This window comes from Bacillus sp. PDNC022 (genome assembly GCF_016919285.1).
Lineage (GTDB): Bacteria > Bacillota > Bacilli > Bacillales > Bacillaceae > Bacillus > Bacillus safensis.
In genome coordinates this window covers 1,108,965-1,125,605 of sequence record NZ_CP070345.1, presented here as the reverse complement: position 1 = coordinate 1,125,605, position 16,641 = coordinate 1,108,965, and the positions used below count along the sequence as shown (strand labels likewise).

At 40.4% G+C, this 16,641-nt stretch carries 21 protein-coding genes; 13 read left to right on the top strand and 8 right to left on the bottom strand.

What is annotated here, in order from left to right; genetic code table 11:
• The first annotated feature begins 3 nt into the window (after positions 1-3).
• Positions 4-1,899 carry a DNA mismatch repair endonuclease MutL gene (gene mutL / locus JVX94_RS05955; RefSeq protein ID WP_205184915.1) on the top strand — a complete coding sequence of 632 codons (1,896 nt, stop codon included), beginning with the start codon at positions 4-6 and terminating at the stop codon, positions 1,897-1,899.
• Between the two features lie 35 nt (positions 1,900-1,934).
• Here mutL and bslA read toward each other — a convergent pair whose 3' ends face one another.
• Together bslA and JVX94_RS05945 are read right to left on the bottom strand one after the other, a co-directional pair.
• A complete protein-coding gene (gene bslA / locus JVX94_RS05950) occupies positions 1,935-2,459 on the bottom strand; it encodes a biofilm surface layer hydrophobin BslA (RefSeq protein ID WP_095408556.1) in 525 nt (174 codons plus the stop codon).
• A gap of 123 nt (positions 2,460-2,582) precedes the next feature.
• Positions 2,583-2,990 carry a hypothetical protein gene (locus JVX94_RS05945; RefSeq protein WP_205184913.1) on the bottom strand — a complete coding sequence of 136 codons (408 nt, stop codon included), beginning with the start codon at positions 2,988-2,990 and terminating at the stop codon, positions 2,583-2,585.
• Positions 2,991-3,562: 572 nt separating this feature from the next.
• Between JVX94_RS05945 and JVX94_RS05940 the strand changes: the two genes are divergently transcribed.
• The 3 genes from JVX94_RS05940 to JVX94_RS05930 all read left to right on the top strand — a co-directional run bounded on the left by JVX94_RS05940 (position 3,563) and on the right by JVX94_RS05930 (position 6,407).
• Complete coding sequence (locus tag JVX94_RS05940; protein ID WP_048239848.1) at positions 3,563-4,036, top strand: CarD family transcriptional regulator; 474 nt, start codon at positions 3,563-3,565, stop codon at positions 4,034-4,036.
• Between the two features lie 309 nt (positions 4,037-4,345).
• Positions 4,346-5,095, top strand: a complete 750-nt coding sequence (locus JVX94_RS05935; RefSeq protein ID WP_095408559.1) for a poly-gamma-glutamate hydrolase family protein — start codon at positions 4,346-4,348, stop codon at positions 5,093-5,095.
• A 163-nt stretch (positions 5,096-5,258) separates the two neighbouring features.
• Complete coding sequence (locus JVX94_RS05930) at positions 5,259-6,407, top strand: Rap family tetratricopeptide repeat protein (protein WP_095408560.1); 1,149 nt, start codon at positions 5,259-5,261, stop codon at positions 6,405-6,407.
• 90 nt (positions 6,408-6,497) lie between these two features.
• On the opposite strand, the gene JVX94_RS05925 is transcribed toward JVX94_RS05930, so the two are convergent.
• The gene (locus JVX94_RS05925; protein ID WP_205184911.1) at positions 6,498-7,823 is read right to left on the bottom strand and encodes a S8 family peptidase; all 1,326 of its coding nucleotides are present in this window, start codon (positions 7,821-7,823) and stop codon (positions 6,498-6,500) included.
• A 584-nt stretch (positions 7,824-8,407) separates the two neighbouring features.
• Here JVX94_RS05925 and JVX94_RS05920 point away from each other — a divergent pair.
• Positions 8,408-9,142 (top strand): poly-gamma-glutamate hydrolase family protein, encoded by a 735-nt coding sequence (locus tag JVX94_RS05920; protein ID WP_144470582.1) that lies wholly within the window; start codon positions 8,408-8,410, stop codon positions 9,140-9,142.
• Positions 9,143-9,218: 76 nt separating this feature from the next.
• Entirely contained in the window at positions 9,219-9,668 is a 450-nt protein-coding gene (locus JVX94_RS05915; protein ID WP_144470584.1) for an OsmC family protein, read from the top strand.
• 46 nt (positions 9,669-9,714) lie between these two features.
• Here the strand turns inward: JVX94_RS05915 and erbB are convergent, their stop codons facing one another.
• From erbB to JVX94_RS05895, 5 genes are all read right to left on the bottom strand, one after another.
• Positions 9,715-10,083, bottom strand: coding sequence for an SMR family multidrug efflux transporter EbrB (gene erbB, locus JVX94_RS05910; RefSeq protein ID WP_048239858.1), 369 nt, complete (start codon positions 10,081-10,083; stop codon positions 9,715-9,717).
• Between the two features lie 15 nt (positions 10,084-10,098).
• Positions 10,099-10,416 (bottom strand): SMR family multidrug efflux transporter EbrA, encoded by a 318-nt coding sequence (gene erbA / locus JVX94_RS05905; RefSeq protein ID WP_095408565.1) that lies wholly within the window; start codon positions 10,414-10,416, stop codon positions 10,099-10,101.
• A 2-nt stretch (positions 10,417-10,418) separates the two neighbouring features.
• Entirely contained in the window at positions 10,419-10,547 is a 129-nt protein-coding gene (locus JVX94_RS19560; protein ID WP_240193829.1) for a hypothetical protein, read from the bottom strand.
• Between the two features lie 57 nt (positions 10,548-10,604).
• Complete coding sequence (locus JVX94_RS05900) at positions 10,605-10,961, bottom strand: TetR/AcrR family transcriptional regulator (RefSeq protein ID WP_240193807.1); 357 nt, start codon at positions 10,959-10,961, stop codon at positions 10,605-10,607.
• 112 nt (positions 10,962-11,073) lie between these two features.
• Entirely contained in the window at positions 11,074-11,352 is a 279-nt protein-coding gene (locus JVX94_RS05895; RefSeq protein ID WP_095408567.1) for a spore coat protein, read from the bottom strand.
• Between the two features lie 104 nt (positions 11,353-11,456).
• Between JVX94_RS05895 and JVX94_RS05890 the strand changes: the two genes are divergently transcribed.
• The 7 genes from JVX94_RS05890 to nrdE all read left to right on the top strand — a co-directional run bounded on the left by JVX94_RS05890 (position 11,457) and on the right by nrdE (position 16,624).
• Positions 11,457-11,858: a YmaF family protein gene (locus JVX94_RS05890; protein ID WP_095408568.1), complete on the top strand. Its 402-nt coding sequence runs from the start codon at positions 11,457-11,459 to the stop codon at positions 11,856-11,858.
• A 70-nt stretch (positions 11,859-11,928) separates the two neighbouring features.
• The gene (miaA, locus tag JVX94_RS05885; RefSeq protein ID WP_111292936.1) at positions 11,929-12,885 is read left to right on the top strand and encodes a tRNA (adenosine(37)-N6)-dimethylallyltransferase MiaA; all 957 of its coding nucleotides are present in this window, start codon (positions 11,929-11,931) and stop codon (positions 12,883-12,885) included.
• Positions 12,886-12,910: 25 nt separating this feature from the next.
• On the top strand, positions 12,911-13,132 hold the full coding sequence (hfq, locus tag JVX94_RS05880) for an RNA chaperone Hfq (protein ID WP_024424088.1): 222 nt from the start codon (positions 12,911-12,913) through the stop codon (positions 13,130-13,132).
• A 162-nt stretch (positions 13,133-13,294) separates the two neighbouring features.
• The gene (locus JVX94_RS05875; protein ID WP_203129836.1) at positions 13,295-13,612 is read left to right on the top strand and encodes a YmzC family protein; all 318 of its coding nucleotides are present in this window, start codon (positions 13,295-13,297) and stop codon (positions 13,610-13,612) included.
• Between the two features lie 79 nt (positions 13,613-13,691).
• A complete protein-coding gene (locus JVX94_RS05870) occupies positions 13,692-13,904 on the top strand; it encodes a hypothetical protein (protein WP_003212415.1) in 213 nt (70 codons plus the stop codon).
• Positions 13,905-14,169: 265 nt separating this feature from the next.
• Positions 14,170-14,562: a class Ib ribonucleoside-diphosphate reductase assembly flavoprotein NrdI gene (nrdI, locus tag JVX94_RS05865; protein ID WP_008360380.1), complete on the top strand. Its 393-nt coding sequence runs from the start codon at positions 14,170-14,172 to the stop codon at positions 14,560-14,562.
• Positions 14,522-16,624 (top strand): class 1b ribonucleoside-diphosphate reductase subunit alpha, encoded by a 2,103-nt coding sequence (gene nrdE, locus JVX94_RS05860; protein WP_048239869.1) that lies wholly within the window; start codon positions 14,522-14,524, stop codon positions 16,622-16,624. Before nrdI ends, nrdE begins: the two co-directional genes overlap by 41 nt.
• The last annotated feature ends 17 nt before the right edge of the window (positions 16,625-16,641 follow it).

The window sequence follows — 16,641 nt, the reverse complement described above, 5'->3', positions numbered from 1 at the left end:
GAAATGGCAAAGATTATTCAGTTATCCGATGACCTATCCAATAAAATTGCTGCAGGTGAAGTGGTCGAGCGTCCGGCTTCTGTTGTAAAGGAGCTTGTGGAAAATGCGATCGATGCAAAAAGTACAGTGATTGAAATTGATGTAGAAGAAGCAGGTCTTTCTTCTATAAGGATTATTGATAATGGTGTTGGAATCGATGCTGAAGATTGTAAGCTCGCCTTCCAGCGCCATGCAACGAGTAAAATCAAAGATGAAAATGATCTGTTTCGTGTTAGAACGCTCGGATTCAGAGGAGAGGCGCTGCCAAGTATTGCATCCGTCTCTCATCTAGAAATGAAAACAAGTACTGGCGAAGGAGCTGGGACACACTTAGCTTTGCAAGGCGGGAAGATCATTTCAGAGAAAAAAACCTCTGGCCGCCGCGGCACCGAGATTGTGGTCACCAACTTATTTTACAATACGCCAGCCCGTCTAAAATACATGAAAACCGTTCATACGGAACTTGGCAATATATCGGATGTAGTCAATCGAATTGCGCTAGCTCATCCCGAAGTATCGATCCGTTTGCGTCATCAAGGGAAAGTCCTGCTTCAGACAAATGGAAACGGAGATGTGCGTCATGTACTAGCAGCCATTTATGGGACAGCTGTGGCCAAAAAAATGCTGCCGCTTCACGTACAATCACTTGATTTTGAAGTGAAAGGGTATATTTCCTTACCAGAAGTGACGAGGGCATCACGAAATTATATGTCTTCTGTTGTAAACGGTCGATATGTCAAACATTTTCCGCTTGTGAAAGCGATCCATGAAGGATATCACACGCTGCTTCCGATTGGCCGCCATCCAATTACATTTATTGAGATGAAGATGGATCCAATTTTAGTCGACGTGAACGTTCATCCTTCGAAGCTTGAAGTGAGGCTAAGTAAAGAGCAGGAACTTCATGAACTGATTAAACAAGGAATTAAGGAAGTATTTCAAAAGCAGCAGCTCATTCCAAGTGCTTCAGTACCAAAAAAAGCACCAATGCCAGCTGTGAAAAATGAGCAGCAATCCTTAACCTTTGATGCGAAACAAAGGAACTCAAGCCCAGCGGAAACACCAGTAACCTATCAGGCGGAGCCGCACGAGTCGGTCGTATATGAGACAAGTCATACCGATGCATACCGAATGCCTAAACAAGAGAAGACAGAAGCATCATCACCAGTATTTTATGAAGAAACCTCATCTGAGCGTGTTCATTTAGAGGAATCAGCGGCTTCACTTGAAGAGACGGTACTGCACGAAGAAGTGACAGAAACGATTCCTGAAAATGAGCGCGTCCCTGTGATGTATCCAATTGGGCAAATGCATGGCACATATATTTTGGCCCAAAATGAACGAGGGCTTTATATCATCGACCAGCATGCAGCTCAAGAGCGAATCAAGTATGAGTATTATCGTGAGAAGGTGGGAGAGATCGAACAGGAAGTGCAAGAAATGCTCGTCCCCTTAACATTTCACTACTCTAAAAATGATATGCTGATCATTGAAGAGCATAAGGATATTCTAGCGAAAGTGGGGGTCTTCTTAGAGCCCTTTGGTTCAGGAAGCTACATCGTTCGGTCGCATCCGCAGTGGTTTCCAAAAGGTGAAGAAGCTGAACTGATCGAAGAGATTATAGAGCAAGTGCTTAATGAAAAGCGTGTTGATATCAAGAAACTGAGAGAAGAAGCGGCAATTATGATGAGCTGTAAAGGATCAATCAAAGCAAATCGTCATTTGCGTCATGATGAAATCAAAGCTTTATTAGATGAACTCCGGCAAACGAAGGACCCATTCACCTGTCCGCATGGCCGGCCGATCATCATCCACCACTCGACATATGAGATGGAGAAAATGTTTAAACGGGTGATGTGATATAAAAAAGCGCTCTTAAAAGAGCGCTTTTTTATTTAGCATCCGCAAGGATCTGGTGGTGTGACCACAACTGGTCGTGTATTAATATCAATCGTATCTTCTGCATAAAATGTGGAACCGATGCTGATTGCTCGATTTTCTGCACGGAACGTGTATGTACCTGCAGCAGGAAGTACTTTATGTGAAAGCTTTAATGTATATTTGGAAATTCCAAGTAAATCCAGTCTGAGCGGAATACGAACTGTTTGTCCGTTGTTCAAAATATAGCTGTCTTTTAATGCTTTGCCGTTCATAATGTCTTTAGTTGTTGCTTGGAAACCCTTTGGCAGAGTGAACTCAACCGCACCAAGACTTAGAACAGAATTTGGGCTGTACGTCAGCTCAATGTCAGAAAAAGACCATTCCTGCTTACTTGCTCCTGTAATTTTTGCGTAAAGTGCAGCTGGTTTTGCATTGGTTGTTGCTTTGCCGGTTTCCTCAGCAGATGCAGAAAGCGGTACTGACAGCGCCATAACCAATGTGAGCATCCCCATCATAAAAATCGTCCATGTTTTTTTCATTTTTTCCTTCCCCCTTGTTGAATATAGGTAAATAATAGATGATTACACCCATTATTTACCTATAATGTTACCATATTACCATATGGTATTAAATGGGATATTGTACCCTTATTTTGTCATTCTTTAGTAATAGCGGGGAAATAGCGCATTTGGTTGATTCATTCCGTAATAATGGCTTGCCATTTGCTGGTTTGTTGGCATCATCATGTGGTGCATATCTTGATATCCGTATGGATGGTGTGGCATCATCCCATATCCACCATAATGGCCTAGATGATGGTGATCCTTCATTGGAATATGCTTTGAAAAGTAATCATGCTGATTTGGAAACGTTGAATAGGGTGAATGATGATGTGGATGGTGCGCGTTATACACATCTTTTTTGCCGCTATGATAATGGTTTGGCATATTCATATGATCATGCATGTTTGGCGCAATCATATGCTCATGATTGGCTGTATACACATTTTCAAATGTGTGATAGGGATTTTCTTGGTGATAATGATTCATTTGGCTGTTCATATCGTTCATGTATATCTCATCCTTTATGTCAGGTTGCCATATCCTATGAGACAGAACTGCTTCATGAGCCTATCCATATGAAAGAAAAAAAACCGGCTTTTCAGCCGGGAAAAGGAAAAGCAGGTAAAGCGTCAAGCCTTAAATTTCGAAGCGATGTCTTCTTCTACGACGCTTTTTACATCTGCTGCAGACACTTTTAGGAAAATAACAGGGATCGTAGCTTCGAGAGGTATCCCAAAAATCGCTCTCAAACCATTTATCTTTTTTATGATGAAACTTTTTTTCTTTACATGGATCCTCATGGCAATGATCGTCATGCTTTTTATGGCAGTGTGAGTGGGAATGTTTGCACTTGCATTTGCACATTGTCATCCCTCCTAAATGTGACTCAATGCTAGTATATGCAAGAAAGAGTCATGGGGACTGGATGCTCTCGCTTCTTTTGTAAAAAAAGGCTTTTTCTGAAATAATTCAAATAAAAATAATTGACTAGTGCTAAAATAACATGATAAAATATAAATTTTTATCCTCTGATGAAATGTGTTATAATGATATTGTGAATACTTTCGGAGGTGGCGGATTTGTTTCAAATAGGTGATAAAATTGTTTATCCAATGCATGGAGCCGGTGTGATTGAAGGAATGGAAGAAAAAGAGATTTTAGGTAAGACGCAGGAATATTTTCTGATTCAAATGCCGAATATGCAGATGATGGTCCCAAAAGGCAGAATCAATCAACTAGGTATACGTCCGGTTGCAGATCAAGCAACGCTGAAAGTTGTGATGAACAATTTTGCAGAAGAAACAAACGACGACACGCTTACTTGGAAGCAAAGATATGATGAAAATCTGAAGAAGCTAAAAACAGGTGCGATCGAAGATGGTGCAGACGTTGTCAAAGATCTAATGAGACGAAATCAGAAGAAAGCATTGAATTCAAGTGAAAAGAAGATGCTTGAAGATGCAAGAGGCATGTTAGTGAGCGAGATTTCACTTGCACAGGGACTAACGCAAGATGAAGTAATGTCAGCTTTAGAAAATGAATTAAGAATATAATGATGATATACAGAGACTGGCTGTAAATAGAAGGGGACACTCCTTTTGTTTACAGCTTTTTTGTTTGAAAAAAGAGGAATATTGCCATTTTTGTAGGTGGTTTTAACTAAAATTGAAATGAGGTCATACGATTTAGTTTTTATGTGCACAACAAAAATTCAAAGACCTCTGAAATACCTAGGGTGATATGAAAAACAGGTAAGTTCTCCTGATTCATTCAAATGAGCCGTACAACCTTTGAATTTTCTAAGCCATTAATAGTAAAATATTGCGGTAAGATGACACCTAAGAGAAAAAAGGAGCGGTGAAATGAAAAGGCTACTAATATGTGGATTCATCTTTCTAATCCTGTGTGCTCTTTTAATGGTGAAATGTAGCCATTCTGTTCAAGAAAAAAAAGAGCAAAAGCAGCATCATCAAGAGGTAGAAAAGTATCAAAAAGAGCGAAAACAAGGCGATCAATATGAAAACTTTAAACAGCTCATGCGATATGAAAGAGACGGTTATGAAATAGAATTTCACGAAAAGGGCGGAAGTGATTTACTTGTATTTTCTCCTCATGGAGGTGAAATTGAACCAGGAACAAGTGAAATTGTAGAAGCCTTTCAAGAAAGGTACTCTACGTATTTGTTTGAAGGTACGAAGCAAGACAATAACCGGGACCTGCATATCACGAGTACCAATTTTGATGAACCCATTTTGGTTCAAATGATTAAAACGTATCCCTTTTCAATTTCCATCCACGGCTATAAAAGTGATAAAAGACACACGCTCGTTGGCGGCACAAATGAAAAAATGCAAAGAGCGGTAGTGCGAGAACTAAAAGATCGGGGATTTTCCGCAGAAATGGTACAAAAAGGCGAACGGCTTTCTGGTACAGATCCCAAAAATATAAATAATCAAAATGCGAGTGGTGAAAGTGTTCAGCTAGAAATTAGTACAGCGCAAAGAGAAGCTTTTTTTGACAATTTTGATACGAGAAAAGGAAAGAAAAAAGCATTCAGACGTTATACCAATGCGTTAAAAGAAGTACTAAGAGAATTCGATCCGTCTTCTTAAAAAAAGTTTTGATGGGCAAAAGTACTCTATTTAAACTTGGTAAAAAAGATAGGAATATGCGATTTGAACATAAAATATGTAATAACTTACAATTTGCCTTGAAAACATAAATTATGTAAAATAATAGTTATCAGTTTGATATGATAGAATGGGGCTGAAGTGGATGGCACACAAAATACCATCTTCCGAAGTAGGTGTAAAGATCAATCAATGGTACACGCATATTTGCAAATTTGAAGTTGAACAGGCTAACGGCATGAAGCGCCTTGTTGAAGAAGAAATTCATGATATGGAAGAGGATCAAGATTTACTCCTATATTATTCTCTAATGGATTTTCGCCATCAAATGATGCTTCAGCACTTAGCGCCAGTCCATGCAGGGAGTGAAACGCTTCAAGCAGTGTCCTTTCCTAAAGAAATTGACGATGCAGAAGATGAGATGACAGGCTTACTCGGCTATTATTTTCATTTTTTTCATGGAATGTATGCGTTTATCCAGCGCCGGTATATCGAGGCCATTTCATATTACAAGCATGCGGAACATCAACTGATTTTAGTGACAGATGAGATTGAAAAAGCAGAATTTTACTATAAAATCGCAGAAGTATACTATCATATGAAACAAACCTATTTCTCCATGCACTATGCTAAAAAGGCGAGAGACATCTATAAGAAACATCAGCTTTATGGAAAGAGAAGCATTCAATGTGATTTTGTCATGGCAGGTAATTGGATTGATGTCAATCAATATCAAAAAGCGCTTCCTTATTTAGAAAAAGCGTTAAAGGTCTGTGAAGCGATGGAACAAAAAGAATGCACATCTTACTTTAAAGCGATGGCTCTTAATAACTTAGGCACTTGTCATTATAGTATGGGAACATACCATACAGCGACTGTCTTTTTTGAACAAGCCATTTCACTTTATCAGAAAGATCAAGCATCTACGATGATCAAATCGTTGTTTTCACTTGCCCTCACTTGTTTTAAACTCGGAGATATCAAGCGGGCAGGCGAGGCCATATCTACAGGAATGAACGAGGCTTATGTATTGGAAGATGAAATTTATCAATTGAAATTCCAATTTTTGCAAGCTCTCTATATAGAGAAAGACGGCTGTGAGCAATTGAGGTCAGCACTTTTTGGTCTGAGAAATAAAAAAATGTTTGCTGATTTAGAGGAATTAGCACTTGATGCGGCTAATTATTATAAGGAACGCGACATGTACAAGGAATCCTCCACTTTTTTTGAGATTGTGATCGAAGCGCGTACGCACATTCAAAAAGGAGATGAGATGTATGAGAACGAAGCATAACATGTCAGCTGCTCAAGTAGATGAAAGACTTCACACTTAAAAACGAGACAAACAACACCCTTTACGCATAAGCGTAAAGGGCTTTTTTCTTTATTCTTTGATTGCTTTTTCTGCGTCAATTGCACCTGCTCCATAAATCATCGGGTCATCCCCAGACCACTTGCTTGTATTTTCTTTTAACAGGGTTTTGACTTCATCCGGCGTTAAATCTGGTGAATGCTCTAACAGTAGAGCGCAAATACCAGCACAAATCGGTGTTGCCATCGATGTGCCAGATAACGTTGTATAATCATCGTCGACTCTGCTTGATTTATCGAGTTTATCCAGAAAGGATCTTGGTGATCTGAGAGAAACGATGTTTACTCCTGGTGCGAGGATATCAGGTTTTGCTTCACCATAAACAGTTGGCCCTCTGCTTGAAAATGGTGCCACGATATCGTCGCTTGATTCTGGTGTATTCCGGTCATCATAGGCTCCGACCGTAATGACCTTTTGACTGACAGCAGGGCTTGCAATCGTCTGGCTGTTAGGACCGGAGTTTCCAGCAGCGACGCATACAACAATGCCTTGATCCCAAGCAGCATCGACAGCACGCACCATTGGATCGTCTTGTTCATCATCATAACGCTGGGCAGCGCCGCCTAGCGACATACTGATAATATGAATCGGATCATCGGGGTGGTCTTCGTTGAACTGTATGCACCATTCAACCCCTTCTATAATAGTAGAAAGTGATCCAGCCCCTTGTTTATTTAACACTTTCACGCCAATCAGATTTGCTTTTGGGGCAGGCCCTTTGTATAAGCCGTCTGAGGCGGCTCCATCTCCAGCGACATCTCCCGCGCAGTGAGTACCGTGGCCATTATCATCATAAGGCTTCTTTTTTTGTTTGACTAAATCCACAAAATCACGAATTCTTCCATCTAAATCTTCATGCGGATAGATTCCCGTGTCAATGACAGCGACCGTAATACCTTCCCCGGTTAAAGTTGTCCCGTTTCGGATGACTTCTTCAGCATGACTTGCTTGTGTGGCTACATCTAGCAGCGCATGAACTTTCCGGTCTAAATAAATTTTGCGAATATGCTCACCGTTTGCTAATAAATCCTCTAAGGCAGCAGGTGTTAGATCAGCAGCGCAGCAATTGATATGTGAGAAATGTCGTTTTATATTTGTTTTTCTGCTTTTTTTCATGAGCTGTTTTGTGCTTTGAATCCCTGCTTCAGCTGCACCTTCCTTAAATTCAATGATCACACGAAGTTTCTTTTTCTTCTTCAGTCTGCCTTCGAAAAAACGATGAAGAAAGCATGGCGTCCATTTAAAAGGTTTATAAAGGTGAAGAACGGTCTCTCTTAAAGGCTGATCGAGTTTACTAGCATGTGTTCTGACCATTTGCACCATAGAAAATCCAAACATGTGATGCCCTCCATTCTAGCTATCCATTCTCGTACACTCTTACATTATGAGAATGTGAACTGCTTGGTTCGGATTCTTGTCCTTCCTTTTCTTCATATTGGCGGCTTGCTTATGTCTTTCAAAAAAGAAAAGCGCTTACATTTTGTAAAATAATAGAAAAAGGTGGAAATCATGTAGAAACTGCCGATGTTAGGTGAGAGAGTTCTTCTGAGAGAATCAGTGAAACAAAGCATTTTGCAGAAAAAGGAGGGGTGTAGACAGGGTCAATGCTCATATAAATGTGACTCGGTACAGATGAAAAAAATCAAATCCTTATCAAAAAAAGCCGAATTAAAGAAAACAGACTGGATAGGACTAGGTCATATTAAACATAACGTCATTTGTTTGTCATACTATTCTAACTCTGTTTTCAAAGACGACAGGCGTTTCTGTGTATATAAATGCAATTATCTTATTTTTGAGGAATCTCATGATCTAGAGTGTTATGATCAAACGTGAAGAGAAAATGTGGAAAAAATGATAAGAAATGATGATTCAATATAAATCATAGAAACGGCTTAGAAATCTGTTAAAGGAGAACGGGAATGAAGAAGTTTTTTGCTTTGCTTCTCCTGCTTGCGATCGGATGGGGCGTTTATTATACCATGCAAGCACAGGAACATGATGAGCCAGTGTCATCAGGTGGGGAAGACGAAAGCGGTTCAAATGATATTTATCGAAATTTTAAAGAACTGGAAGAAAACGAATCAACAAGCAGCTACAACATTACAGCCAACCCAGTGCCCGGCAGCCGCCTTCTTGTGATGTCGCCTCATGGCGGGAGAATCGAAGGCGGCGTGAGCGAGATCGTCCATTTTTTTGACAACGATTTTTCGACGTATTTATTTGAAGGTCTAAGAGAGAATGCATCAGAACTTCATATTACAAGTACAAACTTTGATGAGCCAATCGGCGTCGCGCAGGCAAAAGCACATGATTACATCTTAGCCGTGCATGGATACAAAGGCGAGGAAGGGATTGACCATACTCTCGTCGGCGGAACAGATTACGACCGAGCAGAGAAAATTGTGAACTCATTAGAGCGGAACGGGTTTTCTGCTGAACTGGCTGTCGCACACGCAACCCTGAGCGGGACAAGCAATCATAATATTAATAATCTTACAAAAACAGGGCAAAGTGTGCAGCTTGAGATTAGTAGAAGTCAGCGTGAAGCTTTATTTGACAGTTTCGACTTTCGGAGGCGGTCAAGTACAAAAAACGAGGCGTTCTATCGTTATGTCAGGGCAATTCGGACAGTGCTGGATGAAGAATATACATAAGGGCTGTGCACATGTTAAGACAAGCAGGGGAAATCTTGTTACACTATGAACAGTGATAACAAAAGGAGAGACGGATATGGCGCGTCATCATTTTCATCTTCAGGCAAGCTGGCCTGGTCTGCGTAACGATGTGGGTACAATCGCATGTGAACAATTAAAAACAAAGATTTCGATTCCAAAGGAAATGGACGGTCCTGGTGTGGGAACCAATCCAGATGAGATGCTCTTAGGTGCAGCGGCTACGTGTTATATCATTACGCTTGCAGCCATGATGGAGCGGAGTCAATTAGAAAAAGAGGATCTGTCGATGAGCTCTGAAGCCATCGTAGATGTGACAAATGGTGTGTTTACTTATGAGGAAATTATTCATCGACCTGTCATCACCCTTAAAGAGTCCGCTTCCGCACATGAAATTGAGCTGGCCCGTAAGCTTGCGCATAAAGCCGAAAGCTCATGTATGATCTCAAGAGCTGTTCAGGGTAATGTGAACATTATCTTAGAAGAAACCATTCAAGTCGGCCGTTAAAACCAAAAAGTCATTTTCTCTTGAAATATGGAGAAAATGACTTTTTTTATGATGTCCATTCGGTTTGATCGAGTTGTGCTTTGGTTTCGTTCTTTTGCTTTTTGGACTGATTTAAGACAATCACGCCGCAGATGACAAGTGCAAGGCCGATGAAGCCTTTCGTGCTGATGGTTTCGTTAAACAGCACAAGTCCTACAAGAGCAGTAAGTGCTGTTCCAACGCCAGACCAGGTTGCATAGGCAGACGAAAGCTCAATGGTTTTAAGTGCCAAACTGAGGAAAGTAAAGGCGCAGCCAAATCCGATCAGTACCCCAATACTCGGCAGCAGCTGCGAAAAGCCTTGAGAAAGCTTCAGCATTGTACTGCCAAAAACCTCCGTTAAAATCGCTCCTGTTAAGTAGAGCATTCCTTTCATGATCTCTCACATCCTTTATGACATATTTAATAGTACGACACCTGAGACAAGCATCGTCATCCCAATGACTGCTTTTTGGTTCAAGGTTTCTTTGAAAAAGAGCACGCCAAAAATAGCCGTGAGGACCGTACCAACCCCAGACCAAGTTGCATAAGACATGCTAAGCGGAATGATGTTCAGTGTCAATGACAGCATATAAAAAGCAAGTGTATAGCCAGCCACAACGACAGCGCTAGGTTTCCAGCGCGTAAAGCCATTTGATAATTTTAACATCGCGGCGCCAATAGCTTCTGAAAAAATGGCAACAGCCAAAAAAAGATATCCGAGGATCATGATCACCCCTCCTCTAATAGGTGTAAAATCCGATGAAGTAAAAGGGTTTTTTCCTCTCTTTTCAGCGGTTCAAGCTGAAACATTTCTGAAAACCATATCCCATCACATACAAGGCGGATCAGCTGACTCAGTGCAGGATCGTTTATTTCCTCAGCTGCTTTTTCTTTGAACTCCGCATAAAAATCACGCTAAGGTTGCAGCAGCGCATCATCAAATGACATGGTAGCCAGCATGCTTGTACATAGCTGGGTTGTATGCTGCATATCTAAATCATGTAATGTGGCCAATATATATGCGCGTACATAAGGCGCTTTTTCGTGTTTGTATGTTTCTTGATACGTCTCGAGCTGCTGACGAAAACAAAGAATCGCGTGCTCATTCATTTGTTGGATGAGCTCTTCCTTGCTTGAAAAATGATAAAGCAGACCAGCTTTGGTCATATTTGCATGCTCTGCAACCTGCTGAAGGGTGAGCTGGCTTAATCCTTCTTTTAAAATTGTGCTGGCAGCTGCATCAAAAATTTGCTCTTTTTTGGTTTTAGACATAAAAAAAACACCTACTTTACTGAACAGTCGGTAAAGTAAATGTTAACCCATGAAAAAAGAGTGTGTCAATCGATTCATTTTATGAACGGATGTTTTCGCTTAAACGTCATATTTAATAATAAGGGTATGGTCCATATGGCGGGTATGGCGGCGGATAAGGGTATCCATATCCATAGCCATATCCTGGCGCAAGTAGAGATCCAGCAAGCAGGCCTCCAGCAAAACCACCTAAAAATGGAGGTCCAAAGAATCCAGGGCGTCCAAAGCCGAATCCAGGTCTCCCAAAGCCGAACCCTGGTCTCCCAAACCCAAAGCCAGGGCGTCCAAATCCAAAACCAAAAGGTCTTCTCATGTCTTCTTCAATAACTGGAGGTGTATCAAAATAATTCATAATAAGAGGCTCCTTTCTCATAAAATCACTGTAACTGAAATCAGTGTATTCCGTTGGCCTACATATGTTTGGGTGAACGCCTAATATAAGGAGGAATGTCAAAAATGGGCCTGTATCCATCTGATTGGGCAAAGTGTCCGCCGCATGCTCATGCATATAAAGCGCGTACGGATGTAACAGAGGAGCATTATCATTTAATAGAAGGTATTTCTCAGCCTGTGAATGGAAGCAGTACCGACGGGCATACTCATTTTTATCGCGGAATCACCTCCTTTGAAAGAGGGCATTTCCACAGGTATTACGGGGTCACAGGGCCTGCAATTCCAAGAGTGGATGGAACACATTATCACGAGATCGAGGAAGTCACCTATTCAGCCTATCTCGATTCTGTACCCATCCCATATGGAGGTGTCGTCTATAGTCCAGATGAGAAGCGGCCAACCCATAAGCATCGTTTAAAAGGAAAAACATATGAAGTGGTTGGAAATGAACCGCTTGGCTGGTGATGGGCAGCATATAGGAGAGTAAGAAAAGTTATGCTATACTGTAGGCAGTTTTGTAAAAGTGAGTGATGTTATGAATAAAGCGAAGCAGCCAGTCATCGTGTTAGTAGGGCCGACGGCTGTCGGCAAAACCAAATTGAGCATTGATATAGCCAAAGCATTTAATGGAGAGATTATCAGCGGGGATTCTATGCAGATTTATAAAGGAATGGACATCGGAACAGCTAAAATCACCCCCGAAGAAATGAATGGCATCCCGCACCATTTAATTGATATTAAACAGCCCGACGAATCTTTTTCGACAGCTGAATTTCAGCAGCTGGTCCGTATGAAAATTAAAGAGATTGCTGCTAGAGGGAAAACGCCAATGATTGTCGGCGGAACTGGCCTCTATATCCAATCTGTTTTATATGATTACACATTTACGGATGAGAAAAGTGATCCTGCTTTTAGAGAAGAAATGGCGCTGTTTGAACAGCAGCATGGTGCGCTTTTGCTGCACGAAAAGCTAAAGGCAGTAGATCCTGATGCTGCAAACGCTATTCATCCGAATAACGTCCGCCGCGTGATCCGGGCGCTTGAAGTGATCCATACAACAGGTCAGAAAATGTCGGAGATGCAAAACGGGCATCAAGAAGTTCCTCTTTATGATACAGCCTTCATTGGGCTGAAAATGGATCGAGAGCTTTTGTACGAGCGCATTCATCAAAGAATTGATATGATGATAGATGAAGGCTTAATTGAAGAAGTGAGAGCACTTTATCAATCTGGCTTGAAGGATTGTCAGTCTGTTCAAGCCATTGGTTATAAAGAGCTGTATGCCTATTTTCAAGGTGACTGCTCACTTGATGAAGCCATCCAGCAATTAAAGCAAAATTCCCGTAGATATGCGAAGCGTCAGTTCACGTGGTTCCGTAATAAAATGGCGGTCACTTGGTTTGATATGACACCGCCTTGCCACTTTTCGGACAAAAAAGAGGAAATTTTCGCATATATAGCAGGAAAGCTTGGACTTAAAGCGAAACTGTAGTTATCAGAATCAAGGAGGACGAAACATGAAACCGATTAATATTCAGGAGCAGTTTTTGAATCAGATCCGCAAAGACAATACATTTGTCACAGTATTCTTACTGAATGGCTTTCAGCTTCGCGGTCAAGTGAAAGGGTTTGACAATTTCACGGTGCTGCTTGAAACAGAAGGGAAGCAGCAGCTTATTTATAAACACGCCATTTCTACATTTGCACCTCAAAAGAATGTAAATCTAGAATTAGAATAGGATATGCTGTATTTAAAATAGCCCCATGCATCTGCGAATAAACCGGCCGGAACCCGCTACGTTTTTTGTCAGTGCAGAGGGGCTATTTTGTATGCAATGAAACTTTTCTGCCAATTTTTCGTATAATTCCTTATTGGATATTAGAAGGGTGAGGGGATTTATATGGAAAATGCAGAGCTTGAATTAAGAAGGATTAGAGTGATCCTCCTTTTGATTGGAATTGTTGTCTTGTTTGGATCGTGCGCTATCTCAAACATTGAAACGAGACAAGAAAGTTGGAATAATCATTCTCATGAAAATGTAGATGGAATTTTATCATCATCTGCTGCACTAAAAAATAATCATTTTGCTGTTGTGAAAGATGATCAAGTACATGTGTACCGGTTTGATGAAAAAGAAGGAGAGCTGACTCTCGTGACAACGAAATACATAGATGAATGGGACGACGAAGAATATGATGGCTCTGATGAAGAAGAGTAAGCACGTAAATTTACAAATGAATGTGAAGCCGCTACACTATAATCATGCATCAGACATCTAGACAGAAAAGGATGAGTTCATGACACATAAAATTAAAATTAATCATTGGGAACAAACTTGTGAAGACGATTCCTGTTTCGAATATGGAACGAGTGTTTCTGTAAATGGGAAAGAATTAGTGAGAGAAGCTTCAATCGTCTCTGCGCTTGAAGCGGTGCTAAAAGAATTAGGTGTTGAAGTGGAAATTACAGAAGTGTCAGAAGATTTACAGTGCGATGCCTACAAAAAATAAAACAAAAAGTCTAGTCTACTAAGCGATTTTTTTTCGTGTTATGATAGATTTCGGTTTCAGTTGAATAGGGAGTAGAGCAGTCTATTTTTAGATCCTGTTCTGCTCTATTTATTTGAACGTACGAGTTCGGCTATGAAGGTTCGGCCGGGTTGGTTGATTTTTTTCGTTTCGAACATCTATATGTTGTGTTTTGAAAAAACATAGTATACTATATATAGTGAATAACGAAATGATCAACAATACTAAAAACTAGGTCGTGATGGAATTGATTCAAATCGTATTTGATTCAAAAACAGGAAATGTTCAACGCTTTTTGGACAAGACCCCTTTTACAGACAAACGAAAATTGACTGGAGAAGAGTTTTTGGATACGCCGTTTATTCTCGTCACCTTTACGACAGGATTTGGACAAGTCCCTAGTACCACTCAGTCCTTTTTAGAGAAAAATGCTCACCTTTTACTAGGTGTTGCGGTGAGTGGCAACAAAGTGTGGGGAGATAATTTTGCAAAAAGCGCCGATACGATTTCTAAACAATATCAAGTTCCTATTTTGCACACCTTTGAACTAAGCGGAACAAAAAGGGATGTTGAATTGTTTACACAGGAGGTAGAAAGAATTGTCACAAAATCAGGTTCCAAAGTGGATACAATTAAATAACGAGATTATGATTCAAAAAGAAGGAAAGTTTCAGTTCGATAAGGACAAAGAAGCTGTACATAGTTATTTCGTAGATTACATTAATCAAAACACGGTCTTTTTTCACAATCTAGAAGAGAAGATTGATTACTTAATAGAAAACGACTACTATGAGGAAGAATTTTTAAGACAATACAGCATGGCAGATATTAAAGAAGTCTTTGAAGCTGCATATGCCAAAAAATTTAGATTCCCATCATTTATGAGTGCCTTTAAGTTTTACAATGACTATGCACTGAAAACAAATGATAAAAAGAAAATCCTTGAACGCTATGAAGACCGCATTTCAGTTGTAGCACTATTCTTTGCGGGTGGAGATAAAGAAAAAGCACTTGAGTTTGTAGAACTGATGATCAATCAAGAGTACCAGCCAAGTACACCAACCTTCTTGAACGCTGGACGTAAAAGACGCGGTGAGCTTGTGAGCTGCTTCTTGCTTGAAGTAAATGACTCACTAAACGATATTTCAAGAGCGATTGATATTTCAATGCAGCTGTCAAAACTAGGCGGCGGCGTCAGTTTGAACCTGTCAAAACTTCGTGCAAAAGGCGAAGCAATCAAAGATGTAGAAAACGCGACAAAAGGTGTCGTCGGCGTGATGAAGCTTCTTGATAATGCATTCAGATATGCAGATCAAATGGGGCAAAGACAAGGATCAGGCAGTGCCTACCTGAATATTTTCCACAGAGATATCAATGATTTCTTAGATACGAAAAAAATCTCTGCCGATGAAGATGTTCGCGTGAAAACTCTGTCCATTGGAGTCGTCATCCCGGATAAATTTATCGAGCTTGCTAGAGAAGATAAAACAGCTTACACCTTCTATCCGCACACAGTCTATAAAGAATATGGACAGCATCTTGATGAGATGGATATGGAAGAAATGTATGACGAGCTTGTTGAAAACCCGAAAGTCAAAAAAGAAAAAGTCAATCCGAGAAAGCTTCTTGAAAAATTGGCTGTTCTACGCTCAGAATCAGGCTATCCATATATCATGTTCCAAGACAATGTAAATAGAGAGCATGCCTTGAACCATATTTCACGAGTGAAATTCTCAAACCTTTGCTCAGAAGTGCTTCAGGCTTCAGAAGTTTCTTCTTACACGGACTATGATCAAGATGATGAAATCGGTCTTGATATTTCTTGTAACCTTGGTTCATTAAATATCATGAATGTCATGAAAAACAAATCGATCGAAAAAACAGTCAAACTTGCAACAGACTCACTAACGCTTGTGTCTGAAACAACAGACATTCGCAATGCACCAGCTGTACGTAAAGCGAACAAGGCGATGAAGTCAATCGGACTTGGCGCGATGAACCTTCACGGGTATTTAGCTCAAAACCAAATTGCCTATGAAAGTGAAGAAGCAAGAGATTTTGCAAATACGTTCTTTATGATGGTGAACTATTATTCAATTAAACGCTCAAGTGAGATTGCAAAAGAAAAAGGAGAAACATTCCATCGTTATGAAGGCTCTGGCTACGCAACTGGTGAGTACTTCAATAAATACGTGGAGAATGATTTCACACCAAAAACAGAAAAAGCAGCAGCACTATTTGAAGGCATGCACATTCCAACAAAAGAAGATTGGGCCGCACTCAAAGAATTTGTAGCGGAAAACGGCATGTATCACAGCTATCGTTTATGTATTGCACCAACAGGTTCCATTTCTTATGTTCAATCGGCAACAGCCTCTGTTATGCCAATTATGGAACGTATCGAAGAAAGAACATACGGCAATAGCAAAACCTATTACCCAATGCCAGGTCTTTCAGCACAAAACTGGTTCTTCTATAAAGAAGCGTACGATATGGACATGTTTAAAGTGGTCGATATGATCGCAACAATTCAACAGCACGTCGATCAAGGAATCAGCTTTACACTATTCCTGAAAGATACGATGACAACGCGTGATTTAAACCGCATCGATCTTTATGCACACCATAAAGGCATTAAGACACTTTATTATGCAAGAACGAAGGATACAGGGCAGGAAGGCTGTCTTTCTTGTGTTGTTTGATTAAAGGAGAGTTTAAC

What these genes read in the sequence shown, in the direction of transcription:
- erbA (WP_095408565.1), bottom strand. Translation starts at nt 10,416, where the DNA reads ATGATCCTCGGATATCTTTTTTTGGCTGTTGCCATTTTTTCAGAAGCT.
- JVX94_RS05890 (WP_095408568.1), top strand. Translation starts at nt 11,457, where the DNA reads ATGGGCCTGTATCCATCTGATTGGGCAAAGTGTCCGCCGCATGCTCAT.
- JVX94_RS05870 (WP_003212415.1), top strand. Translation starts at nt 13,692, where the DNA reads ATGACACATAAAATTAAAATTAATCATTGGGAACAAACTTGTGAAGAC.
- JVX94_RS05895 (WP_095408567.1), bottom strand. Translation starts at nt 11,352, where the DNA reads ATGAATTATTTTGATACACCTCCAGTTATTGAAGAAGACATGAGAAGA.
- JVX94_RS05930 (WP_095408560.1), top strand. Translation starts at nt 5,259, where the DNA reads ATGGCACACAAAATACCATCTTCCGAAGTAGGTGTAAAGATCAATCAA.
- erbB (WP_048239858.1), bottom strand. Translation starts at nt 10,083, where the DNA reads ATGAAAGGAATGCTCTACTTAACAGGAGCGATTTTAACGGAGGTTTTT.
- JVX94_RS05945 (WP_205184913.1), bottom strand. Translation starts at nt 2,990, where the DNA reads ATGAACGATATGAACAGCCAAATGAATCATTATCACCAAGAAAATCCC.
- miaA (WP_111292936.1), top strand. Translation starts at nt 11,929, where the DNA reads ATGAATAAAGCGAAGCAGCCAGTCATCGTGTTAGTAGGGCCGACGGCT.
- mutL (WP_205184915.1), top strand. Translation starts at nt 4, where the DNA reads ATGGCAAAGATTATTCAGTTATCCGATGACCTATCCAATAAAATTGCT.
- JVX94_RS05935 (WP_095408559.1), top strand. Translation starts at nt 4,346, where the DNA reads ATGAAAAGGCTACTAATATGTGGATTCATCTTTCTAATCCTGTGTGCT.
- bslA (WP_095408556.1), bottom strand. Translation starts at nt 2,459, where the DNA reads ATGAAAAAAACATGGACGATTTTTATGATGGGGATGCTCACATTGGTT.
- JVX94_RS05900 (WP_240193807.1), bottom strand. Translation starts at nt 10,961, where the DNA reads ATGTCTAAAACCAAAAAAGAGCAAATTTTTGATGCAGCTGCCAGCACA.
- JVX94_RS05920 (WP_144470582.1), top strand. Translation starts at nt 8,408, where the DNA reads ATGAAGAAGTTTTTTGCTTTGCTTCTCCTGCTTGCGATCGGATGGGGC.
- JVX94_RS05875 (WP_203129836.1), top strand. Translation starts at nt 13,295, where the DNA reads ATGGAAAATGCAGAGCTTGAATTAAGAAGGATTAGAGTGATCCTCCTT.
- JVX94_RS05925 (WP_205184911.1), bottom strand. Translation starts at nt 7,823, where the DNA reads ATGTTTGGATTTTCTATGGTGCAAATGGTCAGAACACATGCTAGTAAA.
- hfq (WP_024424088.1), top strand. Translation starts at nt 12,911, where the DNA reads ATGAAACCGATTAATATTCAGGAGCAGTTTTTGAATCAGATCCGCAAA.
- JVX94_RS05915 (WP_144470584.1), top strand. Translation starts at nt 9,219, where the DNA reads ATGGCGCGTCATCATTTTCATCTTCAGGCAAGCTGGCCTGGTCTGCGT.